The following is a 16,004-nucleotide window of genomic DNA, read 5'->3' as shown; positions in this document are numbered from 1 at the left end:
TGTTTATATGAAAATAGAAACTTGTAGAAAGGATAATGTTATGGATAATTCACTCCTTCTCAATAGAGAAAAACTTATGGAAAAAATTCAATGCTATATTATTGATAGTAATTTATTACCTAATACCAAACTTCCTTCCGAAAGAGAATTTTGTAGTATGTGGGATTGTAATAGAACTACCTTAAAAAAAGCTATAGACCAATTAATTAATCATGGTAAATTATATAAAAAGAAAGGCTCAGGAACTTTTTTATCAGAGCCTAAACTTGAAAAAAATTTACAAAGTCTAAACTCTTTCCATGAATTTATAGATGAAAATTCTTTAAATTTATCTACCAAATTACTTTCATTAAAGCTATTAAATGATAATACTTTAGCCTATGAAAACCTAAAGGAAAGTTCTAATAACAATTTATGTGAACTAATTAGATTAAGATCAGTAGACTCCGTGCCCTTTGCTATAGAAAATAGTTATCTATCTTCCAAATATTATGATGAGCTAATTAGAAAAGATTTTGAAAAAACTTCTTTATATGAGGTTTTAAAAAAGGATTTTAATCTAAATTTAAAGAGTGGTTGGGAAGAAATATCCATGACCTATGCTACAGCCTTAGAATCAGAACTTTTAAAAGTTGAAGAAGGTTTCCCCCTTTTCTACCTCAAGGGTACTGTTCTAGAAGAAAAAGGTTTTCCCGTAGAATTTTTCTACTCTGTAATACGTGCAGATAGAGTGAAACTAAAAAGTGTATTAACAAGATAGGAGTTGATTATATTGAAAATAGCTACTGTAGGTGACAATTGTATGGATGTATATTTAAACTTAGGTAAAAGTTATCCTGGTGGAAATCCCGTAAATGTAGCAGTATATATGAAAGAATTAAATGAAATCTCTTCCTATGTTGGAGTGGTTGGTAATGATAAATATGGAGAATTAATGATTAATTCCATTAATTCTAAAGGGGTAGATACTTCTCATGTTCGGGTATTAGAAGGAGCTACAGCTATAACAGAGGTTGCATTAATAAATGGAGATAGAGTCATGGGAAATTATTATGAAGGTGTATTAAGTAAATTTACACTTACTAATGACGATTTAGATTTCATTTGTAACCATGATCTTTTTCATACAGCCTATTGGGGTAAAACTGAAAACTACCTTTGCCACATCAAAGAAAAAAATATTCCTATTTCTTTTGATTATGCTACTAAATTAGAAGACTCTCTTATTAATAAAACTATCCATTATGTAGACTATGCATTTTTTTCTTATTCTAAAAGAGATTACTATATAGAAAATTTTATGAAGGATATTCATAGTAAAGGACCTAAAATAGTAGTTGTAACTCTTGGCGATAAGGGCAGTGTTGCCTACAATGGTAAAGAATTTATTTTTCAAGACATCATAGGAACAAAGGTCGTTGACACTTTAGGTGCTGGAGACTCTTTCATAGCAGGTTTTTTAAAGGGTATTCTTAATAAAAGCTCCATAAATGAATCTATGCTTCTTGGTGCTAAAACTGCATCTAAAACCTTAAAATATTTTGGTGCTTGGTAATGACTGAGAATAATTCAAAAAAACAACTAAGTGGTTCCTCTCCTTTATATGCTCAACTAAGGGACATTCTAAGAAATAAAATTATCAGTGGTGAATTTAAGGTTGGTACAGCAATTCCCTCTGAAAATGAATTATCTAATACCTATGGAATAAACCGTCTAACAGTACGTAATGCTATATCCATTCTTATCCGTGAAGGATTGTTAAAGAGTATTAAAGGTAAGGGGGTATTTGTTCTTAATTCTAAAATTGAAAGAGACTTATACACCTTAAGAGGTTTTACTAAAACTATGAAGGATAAAAATACACCTTCAAAAACCACTATACTAAATAAAACTACCAAACCTGCTGGGAAACTTTTGAGTAAAAAATTCAATATAAATGAAGATGATGATATTTATGTTATAAAGAGACTGTGTTATGCCAACAAAGAACCTATATCCATAGAATATATTCATATTCCCAAATATATACTACCTAATTTAGGTGAAATTAACCTATCTTTTTTTTCAATATATGAACTCTTTGAAGTTTATAATATAAACCTTGTTACTGCAGATGAAACCTTGGAAATCGTTCGACTAGATGATAAGAATAGCAAACTTTTATCTCTAGATACCCCTTCATGGGTAATGTTATTTGAGTGTACTAGCTATGATAATACTGGAAGAGTTATAGAATTTACAAAGACCTATACAAGAGGAGATAAATGTAACTATAATGTACATTTTAATAAATAATATAGAAAGAAGGTATTTATATGTTAAATATTGATAAGTCCACTGTAGATTTTCTTGTTACAGAAAACATGGTTACGGAAATTGAAAAAGTATTAGAAAAGGACGTTCCTAAAATTAGAACCATAGTTGATGAAATGGTTAAAAGAGGAATTAACAAAGTTTATTTTACAGCTTGTGGTTCACCTCTTTGTGCTTGTGAAACTGCTTCTATGTTATTTGAAAAATACTCAAATATTACTTCTAAAGCTTATAGTGGCTATGACTTTTTAGATTTTACACCTTATAATTTAGATGAAAAAACAGCAGTGATTGCTCTATCTCAATCTGGAAACACTGAAGAAGTAGTAGAAGCTTTAAAAAAGGCTAAAGCTACTGGTGCCCTTACTGTCAGCGTTACTCGTGATCCTTCTGGAAACTTATTAGCCCCTGTAGGTGACTATTTAGTAGCCTATGAAGCTGAATGCATCTGGGAAATTCACTTATTAATTACTTATACCTTTGCATTAGAACTTATCAATAAAGTTACACCAAGCCTTGAAATTACTAGAATTCAAGAAGACATATTAAAACTTCCTAACCTTTTAGGAACATTAGTAACAAGTTGGGAATCTAAAGGACGAACCCTCGGTGAAAAAGCTTCTAATTGGGATATAATATATACTGTGGCTGCAGGTCCACTAACTCCTTTAGCCTATAAAGAAGGAGTTATTACAATGATGGAATTTGCTTGGACTCATGGAGCAAATATAAATAGTAGTGAATTCCGCCATGGACCTTTAGAAATTGTTGAAGAAGGAGTACCTTTTATTTTTCTATTAGGTACAGATGAATCTAGACACACTACTGAAAGAACTATAAATTTTGTTAAGAAATTAGATAAGGATTATATTGTCTTTGATTATAAAGAAATAGCTAAAGACCTTCATCCTATGCTATCACCTTTTGTACTTTTTGTCCCTCTTGAGTGGTTTTTCTATTATCTTTCAATTTATAAAGATCACAATCCAGATGATAGAAGATATTATGGAGGTATTGTTAAATACTAAAAATAAGGATGTGATTATTCATGAGCGAATATAAAAAATGTAACTGCGATAATTGTCTTCATAAATTATGTGTAGAAAGAGTTCCAATTTTCTCTGGTTTAAATTCTGAAGAATTAAGTAAAGTAGCTACCTTAATTGTAAAAAAGCAATATGAAAAAGGTGAGCTAATTATAATGGAAGAAAGTTATTTAGAAAATCTAATCATTATAGATAATGGTAAGGTAAAAGTATTTCGTTATACTATTGACGGCAAAGAGCAGATTCTATATATATTTGATCACGGTGACTTCTTTGGTGAAAAAAATCTCTTAAATAATCAACAATCTACCTATAATGTTGAAGCATTAGAAACTACTTATATTTGCATGATAAATAAAAATGACTTTCAAAAACTTTTAATTAATTATCCTAAAATAGGGATTAAAATCATAGAAGAATTATGTAGTCGAATGGATAAAATAGAGAGCTCAGTGCAAAATATGGGTACTAAAAACATAGAGTGGCGTATAAATTCACTACTTCTTGACTTTGCAGAAAGGTATGGTAAAAAACATCCTAATGGTGTTATTGTAGAGCTCCCATTAAGCCGTGAAGGAATAGCTAATTATATAGGTACTGCTAGAGAAACGGTTAGTAGGAAATTAAGCGTACTACAAAATGAAGGTGTCATTGATATGATAGGAAATAAACAGATTTTGATACGAGATATAGATGCTTTAATGAATTAAAAAATAAAAATAATTAGATAGTTTGTTTTAAAACTATGACTCCAGTCACAGAATATTTTATATAACTAATATATTATAGAGTTATAAACAAGAAATCTTTAAATAACACTGTATTGGAGGAATATATATGAATAAATTTAATAGTTCTCAAACCGTAGGAGAAATTGTTTCAATTGTGCCTAAGGCTAGTGAAATTTTCAAACAATATAAAATTGATTTTTGCTGTGGAGGTAATAGACCCCTTGAAGAGGTACTCTATGAATTACATCTTGATGAAAATCTAATATTAAATAAAATAAATGAGATTTTTGAAGAAAGTAATAATACAAAAGAAGTATTCATAGATTTTAGGGCATTGACATCAAGTGAATTAATTGACCATATTGAAAACACTCATCATGCCTATACTAAGAGAGTACTTCCTGAATTAGGAGAGTTAACAACAAAAATAATGAGAGTTCATGGTATAAACCATAATGTACTATTCAGAGTCCATAAGCTCTTTTCAATGCTTAAAACTGAGTTAGAGCAACATTTGCTTAAAGAAGAACAAATTCTTTTCCCATTAATTAAAGAATATGATAAAAATCCAAGTGTTAATCAACTTCAAAAAATTAATGAAGTAATTAATGAAATCGAAGAGGAGCATGAAGGTGCTGGAGATATTTTAAAGGAACTTAGAAAAATTACCAATGATTTCAAAGTTCCTAATGACGGTTGTAATACCTATGTTATAACCTTTAAAATTATTGAAGAACTAGAGAGTGATTTATTCCAGCATATTCACCTTGAAAACAATATTCTATTTAAGAGAATGAACTTGGATATTAACAAACATCAATAAGTAACTTTCTTAAAATAAAAAAATTTACAAGCCTAAGGATAATTTATTTCCTTAGGCTTTTTATCATTTTATTCCATACTTGTTTTATATCTTTACATTTTCTCTGATTTCTTATTTATTTAAAAGAGCTTTATCTGGAGTTACAAGAATTTTCACATGTTTTTTCTTTTCAGGACCGGTCAAAGCTCCAAATCCTTCTTCAACTATATCTTCAAGTGCTATTTTCTTAGTTATATATCCTTCTGCCTTAATTCTTCCATCGCTCATTTGCGCAATTGTTGCTGGAAACTCATGTCTATAGGCTAAAGTTCCTACTATTTTCTTTTCAGAAAATACTAAGACATTAGGGTTAAAGTTTATTTCATCTTCCCAAATACTTGTTATTACCATAACTCCTTCATATTTTAGACTATCTATGCCTATATCAAAGCCTATCTTTGCTCCTGTAGTTTCAAAGGCAACATCTACACCTGTTCCACCAGTGAGTTTTTTAACCTCCATAGCTATATCAACTTCATTTGGATCAAGAACAACATCTGCTCCTGCCCTCTTTGCATATTCCTGTCTTATTGATTTTCTTTGTAACACTACTACTAATTTTGCTCCTGCTGCTTTTAAGCATTCAATAGTTGCAAGACCTATTGGTCCTGAACCAAGTACTATGGCAGTATCTCCTGTTTTAAAATTAGCAATTCTAATAGAATGAAGTGCTACCGCCATTGGTTCTACTAAAGCTCCTTGTTCATAAGTCATCCCCTCTGGCATTTTATGCACATATTCTTCTGGAAATACAGTATATTCTGCAAGTCCTCCACCACTACCACAAAGTCCGTGAAATCCTAATGAAGAGCACAGATTGTATTTACCTTCTCTACATGCTGGACATTCTCCACAAGCCACTATAGGTTCTACAATAACTCTATCACCTATTTCAAACTTTGTTACTCCTTCTCCTACTTCTACAACTTCCCCTGAAAATTCGTGCCCTAGAACTACTGGTGCTATATTCCCACTTAAAGGATGAGGTTGTCCAACAGGTATAAAAATAGGTCCTCCTAAATATTCATGCAAATCTGAACCACATATTCCACACCATTTAACTTTAATTTTTATATTTCCTTTAGTAACCTTTGGTTCATCTACCTCTTCAACTCTAATATCTTTCTTAGCATACCATAATGCTGCTTTCATAATAAAAGTACCTCCTAAAAAATATAATCTAATATATTGTTAATATTCTCACATATTTATTATGCAAGACTTATGCCAAAATCATTGTTTAAAATACTTTTTAAAACATTATTCATCGTATTTTGCCTGCAGCTATGAAAATGACTACATTGAGTCCCATTCTACATTTCTAATTAAATTTACTTTAAACCTTATTCAAAAATTTAATTTATATAGCAAACTAAAAAATCTCAAAATGATACACAACTCAGTGTCTCATCTTGAGATTTACTATTTTAAATTCTCATTTTGATACATATATAATTCTAATCATTGATAATAAAAAAACAAAGTAATTTATAGGTCATTTATGTTATATTTTTTTATCTTTCTATAAATAGTAGCTCTACTTATACCTAGCATTTCCGCAGACTTTAATATGTTACCTCCGCAAAAGTTAATAGCTTTTATTATACTTTCTCTTTCTAAAATATCTATAGGTACTATTTCATCTACATCACTTGCTTTCTCATTATTAAAATTAGCTTCTATTATTTGTGACTTTTCCAAAGATTGTACACAAATTATATCCTTTTCACTAGAATAATAATCCCTTTCTATAGCATTTCTAAGTTCTCTTACATTTCCAGGCCAATCATGTTTTTTTAGTTCATTTATATAATCTGTTGTTATTAGTTTATATTTAGCTTTATTTTTAAAATTAAGACTATTAACAAAGTGTCTTGCTAGTGTCTCTATATCTTCCTTTCTTTCCTTCAAAGGGATGGTTTTTATATTCATTACATTTAACCTGTAATACAAATCTTCTCTAAAAGCTTTTTTACTTATCTCTTCTTTTAACTCTTTATTAGTTGCTCCTATTATTCTTACATCTAATTTCTTTTCGTAATTTCCGCCTACTCTAACTATGGTATTGTTATCTAAAACTCTTAATAATTTCGATTGCATATCTAAAGGAAGTTCTCCTAATTCATCTAAGAAAATTGTTCCACCATCTGCTAATTCAAATTTCCCTGGATGTCCCTCTTTAGCAGCTCCAGTAAAAGCGCCCTTATCATAACCAAAAAATTCACTTTCCATTAGATCTCTAGGAATTGAAGCACAGTTTACAGCTACAAAAGGTCCATCACTTCTTTGACTATAATTATGTATAGCTTGAGCTACCAGTTCTTTTCCCGTACCGCTAGGTCCTTCTATTAATATATTGCAATCACTTCTTGAAGCCCTTTTTGCAAAATTTATCATATTTATCATTTTATCGTTACTAGTTACAATGTCTTTAAACTTATAGTTAGCCTTATATCCTACCACTTTATTTACAAACCTATGTACAGATTTACTTTCTCTAAAAGTTATAACTACTCCCATGGACCTATTATTAACATTCATAGGTACAACATTTAATATACATTTTATTCTTTTATTATTAATATTAAAGTCACATTCTATGTTATTATACGTTTCCTCATAATTTTCTATAATGTAATCAAAATTTAAATTACCTAGAGCTTCTTTTATATTTATTTCAAATATTTCATCTTGATTCATATCTAAAATATTTTCTGCTCTATGATTCACTCTCTTAATATTAAATTTTTCATCTATTACTATCATTCCCTCTACAATGGAATCAAAAGTTATATTTAATAAATTATAGGATAATATAAGTTCTAACTGTTTCTTTATGGATTCAGCTGCTGCAATAACTATTCCTAAAGTATGCAGATGTGCATCCTTGCATATGCCAGACATATTTATACACCCTATTATTTTCCCATCACTATCATGTATAGGTGCTGATGAACACGTCCAAGAATGTTGTTGTATACCATAATGCTCAGCCCCAATAGTTTGAATTGGTTTATTTAGATATAAGCAAGTTCCTATAGCATTAGTTCCTACTGCTTTTTCTGACCATAAGGCTCCCTTTGTAAATCTTAAATCCCTAGCTTTTTCTAAAATACTATCATCACCAATAACATCTATTATATATCCATCTTTATCTGCAAGGAATAAAGCAAAGCCTGAACCTGATATGGTGTTATACAAATTCTCCATTATAGAATGTGCTACTGAAACTAAATCTATATTCTCTTTAACTTTAATTCCTACAGGAGCTTTATATTTCTCAACACCTCTTCCATCCATATAGTCTACATTATACTCTTTACATCTTATCCATGAATCTCTTATATCTTTTTTAACTTTTTTATTATCTATACCGTATTTCACAAATTCATTCCATGCTTTTGTAATTAATTCCGTATAATTATCCATTCTTACACTCCCACCCCTTAAGAAATATATACTTAAAACAATAAATTTATTATTTTAGTATTTGTTTTATATCACCATAGAAAAAATATATAACTGTACTTTATAGCCGTATCCATAAACCCATCCTCGTTTTTTTTTATATTTCCCTAATGACTTAACTTCCCTAAAAATAACAATGCCTGATATAATTACAGCTATTTCTATCAGTTTAAGATCGTTACTAAACATGCTTATTGTATGTTAGGGTATATTTGTATAAATATCCAACTAAAAAATCAAACTTGTTTCACAAACAAAATATGAAAACAAGTTCTAAAATTATATTTATAATTGTTGCAATTCTCATTGTAAACATATATATATTAGGATTCCCATCAGAGTTTATAGAGTGATTTAATCCAAATGTACATAAATTAAATAAAGTTCCTTGGATTAATGGTCTAATATAAATTCTATCTACCACATTATACATCATATTTACTACCATGCCTATAATCGCAGGAATAGAAAATTTCATTATTAATTTAACTATTACTAAATTACCTAATTCTTCTTGATTTTTCTTTAAACTACTTGTTTCTATAATATCATCCTAATTGAATATATTGAATAATGTTTCTGTTGAGTATGTAACATGTTTTTAAATCATAATATAGATAATATAAGATACTATGATGGTACCATTGAGCATTTAAAATAACATATAACAACATCCTTAATCGAAGGCTAAGTTTAAACGTCGCAGTAACCTATAACTTTTAGTATAATTACGAATGAAAAATAGAGTACTACCATAATGGTAGCACTCTATTTTTCATCTAACTTTATAAAGTATTCTGCTACTATAACTTATTAATTCGCTCTTTACATAGTTTTATGATTTTTATTGGTGGCCTTGACTACTTTTACAATTTCATACCAACTTACTGAAATTATAGACATGAAAATAGCTACCCCAAATTGTTTCAAAGATAAAGGTGAAAGCTTTAAAAAAACATTTATTGGAGTATAAAGTATCAATAAAAGACCTGCTATTGTACCCAAACTTACACCCCACATTATTTTATCTTTAGCTAACCTCTTAACAGATTTAATAGCCAATTCAGAATCTGAACTATTAACTTGAACTAATAATATATTAGCCATCAGTATAATAGTTAACCCCATTGCTCTTGCAAGTGATGCATTATTGGGATACTTACTTAAAAAAGTAAAATAAGTTCCGAATGATGCTCCAAATATAATAACCCCTTGAAGTATGCTTTTAAAAAGCATTTTAGACGTTAACAATTTTTCATTAGGATCACGAGGTTTTCTCTTCATGATATCATACTCTGCTGGTTGGCGCTCTAACACAATAGAACATGTAGGATCAATTACAAGTTCAAGTAAAACCACATGTAGTGGAAGTAACAAAAGACTTGTAGGACTTATTGCTAATAAAGGAGCAAGTACTGAAGCAAATGCTATAGGAATATGAATTGTAAATACATAGCCAACAGCTTTTCTTATATTATCATAAATTCTTCTGCCATCTTCTATTGTATCTACTATAGTAGAAAAGTTATCATCAAGTAATATTAAATCCGCAGCTTCCCTTGAAACCTCTGAGCCACGTTTCCCCATTGCAATACCTATATCTGCATGTTTAAGTGCGGGAGCATCATTAACTCCATCTCCAGTCATTGCTACTATTTCTCCATTTTCCTTAAAAGCTTTAACAATTCTCATTTTGTGTTCCGGCACAACTCTAGAAAAAATGCTAACTTGTTTAACTTTTTCACATAACTCCTCGTCACTCATTCTGTTAATGTCATCACCTGTAATTACTTTATCAATGTTCTCCATTCCAATTTGATTAGCAATAGAGCTTGCAGTTATACCATTATCTCCTGTTATCATTACAACTCTAATTCCAGCCTCTATGCACGTTTTTATGTCTTCCTTTACAGATTCTCTTGGAGGATCTGCAAGTCCAACTATTCCACAAAATTGCAAAACGCACTCATTTAAAATATCTGGTACATTGCTTATGCTATCATATTTTGTTCTACCGATAGCTATAACTCTAAGTCCTTTTCTGGACATTTCTATAATTTTATCTTGAATTAATTTTTGTTCTTTCTCTGTTAACTTGCATATTTTAATGATACTCTCAGGTGATCCCTTAGCTGCTATCATTATTTGATTATTTTTTAACCAAACATTCCCCATCATTTTGTCTTCATTACTAAAAGCATATTCTTTAATTAATTCACCATGAAAAATCATATCTTCAGTAATTTCATTTTCCTCACAATAGGATATCATCGCTTTTTCCATAGGATCATATGCATCTATTTTGCATCCCATTCCCATTGTACTAACTACTGACTTTATATCATTATCAAAACTCCAAGCATCTCTAACTTTCATCTTATTCATTGTTATCGTCCCTGTTTTATCTACGCAAAGCACAGAAACTGCTCCTAAGGTCTCTACAGAAGGTAATCTTCTAACAATTGAGTTCTTTTTAGCTAATCTCCAAGCTCCCATTGATAAAAATACTGTTAGAATAACTGGGAATTCTTCTGGTATCATAGCCATTGCAAGAGTGACACCAGATAAAATACTTTCTATAATTCTATCCATAAAAGCATGGTCTGAAATGTTAAAATAAGTTACTATTCCAACAAATATAAATAGAACTGCTGCTATTAATGCACATAACTTTACTAATTTACCCGTTTGCTTTTGGAGTGGAGTTGGGCTATCTGATGCTTCCACAATATCCTTTCCTATTTTTCCATATTCAGTAGATAACCCTATTTTGTCTACTAATATTGTACCTGATCCTTGTATAACTAATGTTCCAGCATAACAATAATCACGTCGCCAATAATCATTAGTTTCTACTCTATCATCTTGTTTAGATATTTTCCATACACCTTCCGATTCTCCAGTAAGAGATGACTCATCAATACATAGTGTACTTTCTTTTAAAATTATGCCATCTGCTGGTATCTTAATACCTTCCTCAATGTACATTATATCATCAGGAACTAAATCTTCACTCTTAATTACCTTTTTAACTCCATCCCTACATACAGTTATATGAGGTGCTGATAAATCTTTTAATGCATCCAAGGTTTTATCAGTTTTCCATTCCTGTATTACTTCAATACTAATAATTCCAACGACAAAGATAAGCATAATACTACCATCTCTCGGTTCTCCTAAGATGAAGTATATTACAGCTGCAACAATTAGTAATAAAAACATTGGTTCACTAATAACCTTTAAGATTTTGTTTAAAAAGCCCTCTTTCTTTTTTGATATAAGTTCATTCTTTCCATATTTTTTCTGACGGTAATGTGCCTCATCACTTGTAATCCCTTCCATAGCTTTGATTTGTTGTTCTGTCATACTAGTTACCTCCAATTTTAAATTATTTAAGATAGCTCTATGGCATTGCAAACCTCAGAAATGTTCTAAAATTGGTCAAAAAAAACCTGTAGAACATTTTACTGTCCCACAGGTATATAATCATAATTATCCTGTTGCCAATTAAGGCCCGGCCCCACGAACTCCCAAAAAGTTCATCGCCTGCTCAGTTTGTACTGTAGATTTATATGCAGTGCAAATAGATATACCTTAATAATAACATGCATACTATGATTTGTAAATAAATTTTAAAATAAGATATATGCTAATTATAAATAATAAGCACATTTCTTACCTTGACTCTACATTTAAAATTAAATCTAATAAATAAAATAATAAGAATTATTAATGTAATCCACTCCATATTTTTCGCTTAGTTTCTTTAACAAAGTTTTTACCTTAATATTATTTTCATCTGGATTTTTTAAAAGTTCATTAAATCTGTTCTTTTCTTTTAATGTTGCTTCATCTTTTATATATCCATAAACATGTTGTACTGTGTTAATAAAATTTCCTCTACTAAAAGGCTTTTCTAAACACTGATCTATATACATATACACTTCTCTCATTGGTATAGGAGAATTTACTAAGCTACTACATTTTTTATAATAAGAATAATCCTTTTCCATTAAAGAATACTTATACTTCGCCCATTGCTCTGCCCTTATTGAAATTGGCAAGTCTTCATTAAGAGTGCAAATACACTTGATTGTTGATATTTCCTTATCCTTAACTTCAAGCATGACATCTGAATTAATTTCTGAAATACTTTTCATATAATCTAAAAAATTACTAGTAACAACAAACTTAGAATGAGCTCCTCCTTTTTTACTTATATCTCTATCAGAATAATGGAATTTTACTGGACCATCTTCAACCTTCCATGTATTTTTAACAGAGTATAAAATATCCTTCCACTCTAAAAAACAAGGATTGAGCTGATGATGAAGATTATCAAACACTGCTGGTATTTTAATATCATTACAAATATTTAATACATCTTCTATGGTATAACTTTTATCATCATTCTCAATTACCAATCTTTTTTTCAAAGAGTTTGATAGTCTATTAAAATTATGCTTAAATCGTTCCATGGCAGAAATTTTATCTCCATATACCCCTCCAACATGAAGTATAATTTTGTTGGAATAGTCCACACCTAAACTATCTAAAAATTTGCAATGATACTCTAGATCCATAATACTTTTCTCAACAACTTCCTCATTAGGAGAATTTAGAACTGTATATTGACCAGGATGCATAGAAACCCTAATATTATTATTTTTTATAAATTCTCCACACTCTGTAAGTTCTTTATTATAGGTCTCCCACCACTTTAGGTTATTAATTGGGTGACTACCAAAGGGAATTATATCTGAACTTATCCTAAATAAATATATTGCATTTTCTATATTCCACTTTAATATATTCATTAAATTATCAATGTTACTTCTAACACACTGATTAAAAACATTATCACTAAAATTTTTTAATAAAAAGCTTCTTGAAGTTTTATATGGAATAGATGCAGGTGTACATGCATATCCAATTCTATTTTTTTCAAGCAACTTACAACACCATCCTTTTACTTAAATGAAAAGTAATAAGCTAATTGCCATTACAGCCATTCCCGCTACTAGTCCGTAGATAGATAAATGATGTTCACCATATTCTCTTGCCGATGGAAGTAATTCATCAAGAGAAATAAATATCATAATACCAGCAACTATAGCAAAAATAATTCCAAGGGTAATATTATTAATAAATGGCATCAATACCAAATAACCAATAATAGCACCTAAGGGCTCTGACAGTCCAGATAGAAAAGAATATAGAAAAGCTTTTTTTCTACTACCCGTAGCATAAAATACTGGAACTGATACTGCGATACCCTCAGGAATATTATGAATAGCAATAGCAATTGTTATAGGTATGGCTATTGATGGTTCTTGTAATGCAGAAATAAAAGTAGCCAATCCTTCTGGAAAGTTATGAATAGCCACTGCTAGTGCTGTAAGTAATCCCATTCTAAGCAATTTCTTATTATCTTTTGATGTATCTTTTAAATTTTCATTTTCCGTTCCCTCTAATTCTTCAATTTTATAAATATCATGAGGATTTTCACCACTTGGTATAAGTTTGTCAATAATCGCTATAATTAACATACCAAAAAAGAAAGCTCCTACTGTAACCCAAGAACCCAATTTAAATCCAAGTTCAACGGATAATAAGTTCCTAGCTTCAACAAAAATTTCTATCATAGAAACATATATCATAACTCCTGCAGAAAATCCTAAACTAATTGATAAAAATTTTGTATTGGTCTTTTTAGCAAAAAACGCAAGAGCACTTCCAATTCCTGTACATAGCCCTGCAAATAACGTTAATGCAAAGGCAATAAAAACCTGTTCCATATCTTTTCCCCCTAATTCCTATATTTTATTCATATACTTATCAATAACTTACACAAACTTGTTTAATCAATACAATATCAATTACTGCAACTTTTACTAACTTTCACCCTAATTAAACCTAATTATTTTCATAGGATGAATTACTCTATTTTCCTTTAATAGTATAATTATTATATCATAATCAATTTAAAAATCACTACTATGCTATTCTATATAAAATAATACTTATGCTAGTATTTCAATAGTTCTATTTATATTTTTGTTTATAATATGGATATTATGTAAAAGCATACTTATGTTACAATAATATTATGTAAACTTTATTTTTATTATATAAATACTTAGCAAAAAACTTTATTACACTTAAGAATAGGAGACATTAATTATGTACGAAAATGTTAAAATGGAAAATATGACATGGCAAGAGTTTGCAAAGAAAAAAGATGATGTAATTATATTACCAATAGGTGCTACAGAACAACATGGCCCTCACTTACCTACCTGTGTAGATTCTGTATTAGCAAGAGAGTTTGCTTATCGCATAGCTGAAAAAATAAATGGAGTAGTTGCTCCAACAATTTCTTATGGATATAAATCAAAACCATTAAGTGGTGGTGGCCCATTATTTCCTGGAACTATTGACTTAAATGGTGCTACATTACAAGCCTTAGTAATGGATATAATAGATGAATTTGTTCGTGATGGCTTTACAAAAATATTTATTTTGAGTGCTCACTTTGAAAATGAAGCATTTATTGTAGAAGCTATGGATCTATGTTCTGCAAAATATGGAGACAAGGTAACGCTTCTTCTTACTAACTGGTGGGATCCAATGTCACCTGATGTAATTGATAAAGTTTTTGATGAAGTACCATTCCCAGGATGGGCTTTAGAACATGCTGCCGTTACAGAGACCTCATTAATGATGTACTTTGCACCAGAGCTTGTTAGAGAAGATAAAATATTAGATACTGAAAATGCTAGTCCAACAACTTATTTTAGATATCCTATAGAAAAAGATATCGTTCCCGAAACTGGAATACTTGCATCAGCTAAATCCTCTTCAGCTGCAAGAGGAAAAATAATTGTAGATGACGTTATTCCAAACATTGTTAAAATAGTTGAAGAAGCTTTCAGATAAATTTAAGAATTATCGCTTAATTTATAAAATTATTATGCTTCTATTTAATATAATAAAATTGCCTAGTATTATAATTATTCATACTAGGCAAACTTATTTATAAAATATCTAATTATCACATAAAACTATAATTTGTGATGGTGTTGTAATTGCAGGTATACTCTTGGTACTCATTCCATATACAACCACAAGATTTCTATTTTCTATATTGCCCAAAAAGCTCTGGCCATTTTCAAGTAATATTTGTGTTCTATTACTAATATTAAGTCTAAGTGAATCATCTCTACTGACTAATCTTCTATTGAAATGAGACACTTTGACATTTTCTTTTTTTGATTTTCTGGCTATAACAATAGCTCTATACTGTGGTGGAAATATTAATGGAACAGGCGCCAATGCATCATAAAATCCAATTATATAATCACCAGGTCTTATATTAACATGGTCTACAAAGTAAGTATCTCGGCTAACTACTAAGTTAAAATCATCATCTCTTCTTCCTCTTACTGACATTATCATTGTACATGCCGATGTGTCATTTACTGATGTTTTCATCACTTCTATACTTTTAACTACTCCTTCAATACTTAAAAATTCTTTCACTATTATTCCTCCATATAATAACATACTGTGTTGTTATTATAT

Annotated in this window: 14 protein-coding genes and 1 riboswitch; of the genes, 7 read left to right on the top strand and 7 right to left on the bottom strand. The window is 29.8% G+C overall.

Annotation, left to right across the window (positions count from 1 at the left end; translation table 11 throughout):
* Window positions 1-7: 7 nt before the first annotated feature.
* From B3Z56_RS02810 to ric, 6 genes are all read left to right on the top strand, one after another.
* Window positions 8-760 (top strand): GntR family transcriptional regulator, encoded by a 753-nt coding sequence (locus tag B3Z56_RS02810; protein ID WP_346878196.1) that lies wholly within the window; start codon window positions 8-10, stop codon window positions 758-760.
* Window positions 761-772: 12 nt separating this feature from the next.
* Window positions 773-1,555, top strand: a complete 783-nt coding sequence (frlD, locus tag B3Z56_RS02805) for a fructoselysine 6-kinase (protein ID WP_346878195.1) — start codon at window positions 773-775, stop codon at window positions 1,553-1,555.
* Window positions 1,555-2,295: a GntR family transcriptional regulator gene (locus B3Z56_RS02800; protein WP_346878194.1), complete on the top strand. Its 741-nt coding sequence runs from the start codon at window positions 1,555-1,557 to the stop codon at window positions 2,293-2,295. The genes frlD and B3Z56_RS02800 overlap by 1 nt, the downstream gene beginning before the upstream one ends.
* Window positions 2,296-2,315: 20 nt before the next feature.
* Window positions 2,316-3,341: a fructoselysine 6-phosphate deglycase gene (gene frlB, locus B3Z56_RS02795; RefSeq protein WP_346878193.1), complete on the top strand. Its 1,026-nt coding sequence runs from the start codon at window positions 2,316-2,318 to the stop codon at window positions 3,339-3,341.
* A 20-nt stretch (window positions 3,342-3,361) separates the two neighbouring features.
* Window positions 3,362-4,069, top strand: coding sequence for a Crp/Fnr family transcriptional regulator (locus tag B3Z56_RS02790; RefSeq protein WP_346878192.1), 708 nt, complete (start codon window positions 3,362-3,364; stop codon window positions 4,067-4,069).
* A gap of 127 nt (window positions 4,070-4,196) precedes the next feature.
* Complete coding sequence (gene ric, locus B3Z56_RS02785; protein WP_346878191.1) at window positions 4,197-4,913, top strand: iron-sulfur cluster repair di-iron protein; 717 nt, start codon at window positions 4,197-4,199, stop codon at window positions 4,911-4,913.
* 111 nt (window positions 4,914-5,024) lie between these two features.
* Here the strand turns inward: ric and B3Z56_RS02780 are convergent, their stop codons facing one another.
* The 6 genes from B3Z56_RS02780 to zupT all read right to left on the bottom strand — a co-directional run bounded on the left by B3Z56_RS02780 (window position 5,025) and on the right by zupT (window position 14,218).
* On the bottom strand, window positions 5,025-6,104 hold the full coding sequence (locus B3Z56_RS02780) for a 2,3-butanediol dehydrogenase (RefSeq protein ID WP_346847607.1): 1,080 nt from the start codon (window positions 6,102-6,104) through the stop codon (window positions 5,025-5,027).
* Between the two features lie 336 nt (window positions 6,105-6,440).
* Window positions 6,441-8,381 carry a sigma-54-dependent Fis family transcriptional regulator gene (locus B3Z56_RS02775; protein ID WP_346876618.1) on the bottom strand — a complete coding sequence of 647 codons (1,941 nt, stop codon included), beginning with the start codon at window positions 8,379-8,381 and terminating at the stop codon, window positions 6,441-6,443.
* A 286-nt stretch (window positions 8,382-8,667) separates the two neighbouring features.
* Complete coding sequence (locus B3Z56_RS02770; RefSeq protein ID WP_346878190.1) at window positions 8,668-8,898, bottom strand: hypothetical protein; 231 nt, start codon at window positions 8,896-8,898, stop codon at window positions 8,668-8,670.
* Between the two features lie 347 nt (window positions 8,899-9,245).
* Window positions 9,246-11,786: a cation-translocating P-type ATPase gene (locus tag B3Z56_RS02765; RefSeq protein ID WP_346878189.1), complete on the bottom strand. Its 2,541-nt coding sequence runs from the start codon at window positions 11,784-11,786 to the stop codon at window positions 9,246-9,248.
* A 99-nt stretch (window positions 11,787-11,885) separates the two neighbouring features.
* Window positions 11,886-11,984, bottom strand: a riboswitch (NiCo riboswitch).
* Window positions 11,985-12,124: 140 nt separating this feature from the next.
* Window positions 12,125-13,372, bottom strand: a complete 1,248-nt coding sequence (uvsE, locus tag B3Z56_RS02760; protein WP_346878188.1) for a UV DNA damage repair endonuclease UvsE — start codon at window positions 13,370-13,372, stop codon at window positions 12,125-12,127.
* Between the two features lie 21 nt (window positions 13,373-13,393).
* Window positions 13,394-14,218 (bottom strand): zinc transporter ZupT, encoded by an 825-nt coding sequence (zupT, locus tag B3Z56_RS02755; protein ID WP_346878187.1) that lies wholly within the window; start codon window positions 14,216-14,218, stop codon window positions 13,394-13,396.
* Window positions 14,219-14,603: 385 nt separating this feature from the next.
* Between zupT and B3Z56_RS02750 the strand changes: the two genes are divergently transcribed.
* Window positions 14,604-15,359, top strand: a complete 756-nt coding sequence (locus tag B3Z56_RS02750) for a creatininase (RefSeq protein ID WP_346878186.1) — start codon at window positions 14,604-14,606, stop codon at window positions 15,357-15,359.
* 108 nt (window positions 15,360-15,467) lie between these two features.
* Here the strand turns inward: B3Z56_RS02750 and B3Z56_RS02745 are convergent, their stop codons facing one another.
* Complete coding sequence (locus tag B3Z56_RS02745; protein ID WP_346847612.1) at window positions 15,468-15,962, bottom strand: hypothetical protein; 495 nt, start codon at window positions 15,960-15,962, stop codon at window positions 15,468-15,470.
* Window positions 15,963-16,004: the final 42 nt, after the last annotated feature.

The organism is Clostridium sp. UBA7791 (assembly GCF_002480755.1).
Lineage (GTDB): Bacteria > Bacillota > Clostridia > Clostridiales > Clostridiaceae > Clostridium_J > Clostridium_J sulfidigenes.
The sequence above is the reverse complement of the archived record's forward strand: the minus strand, read 5'-3'. Positions and strand labels throughout refer to the sequence as shown.

What these genes read in the sequence shown, in the direction of transcription:
- B3Z56_RS02810 (WP_346878196.1), top strand. Translation starts at nt 8, where the DNA reads ATGAAAATAGAAACTTGTAGAAAGGATAATGTTATGGATAATTCACTC.
- B3Z56_RS02750 (WP_346878186.1), top strand. Translation starts at nt 14,604, where the DNA reads ATGTACGAAAATGTTAAAATGGAAAATATGACATGGCAAGAGTTTGCA.
- ric (WP_346878191.1), top strand. Translation starts at nt 4,197, where the DNA reads ATGAATAAATTTAATAGTTCTCAAACCGTAGGAGAAATTGTTTCAATT.
- B3Z56_RS02780 (WP_346847607.1), bottom strand. Translation starts at nt 6,104, where the DNA reads ATGAAAGCAGCATTATGGTATGCTAAGAAAGATATTAGAGTTGAAGAG.
- B3Z56_RS02775 (WP_346876618.1), bottom strand. Translation starts at nt 8,381, where the DNA reads ATGGATAATTATACGGAATTAATTACAAAAGCATGGAATGAATTTGTG.
- B3Z56_RS02765 (WP_346878189.1), bottom strand. Translation starts at nt 11,786, where the DNA reads ATGACAGAACAACAAATCAAAGCTATGGAAGGGATTACAAGTGATGAG.
- B3Z56_RS02800 (WP_346878194.1), top strand. Translation starts at nt 1,555, where the DNA reads ATGACTGAGAATAATTCAAAAAAACAACTAAGTGGTTCCTCTCCTTTA.
- frlB (WP_346878193.1), top strand. Translation starts at nt 2,316, where the DNA reads ATGTTAAATATTGATAAGTCCACTGTAGATTTTCTTGTTACAGAAAAC.
- B3Z56_RS02790 (WP_346878192.1), top strand. Translation starts at nt 3,362, where the DNA reads ATGAGCGAATATAAAAAATGTAACTGCGATAATTGTCTTCATAAATTA.
- zupT (WP_346878187.1), bottom strand. Translation starts at nt 14,218, where the DNA reads ATGGAACAGGTTTTTATTGCCTTTGCATTAACGTTATTTGCAGGGCTA.
- B3Z56_RS02770 (WP_346878190.1), bottom strand. Translation starts at nt 8,898, where the DNA reads ATGAAATTTTCTATTCCTGCGATTATAGGCATGGTAGTAAATATGATG.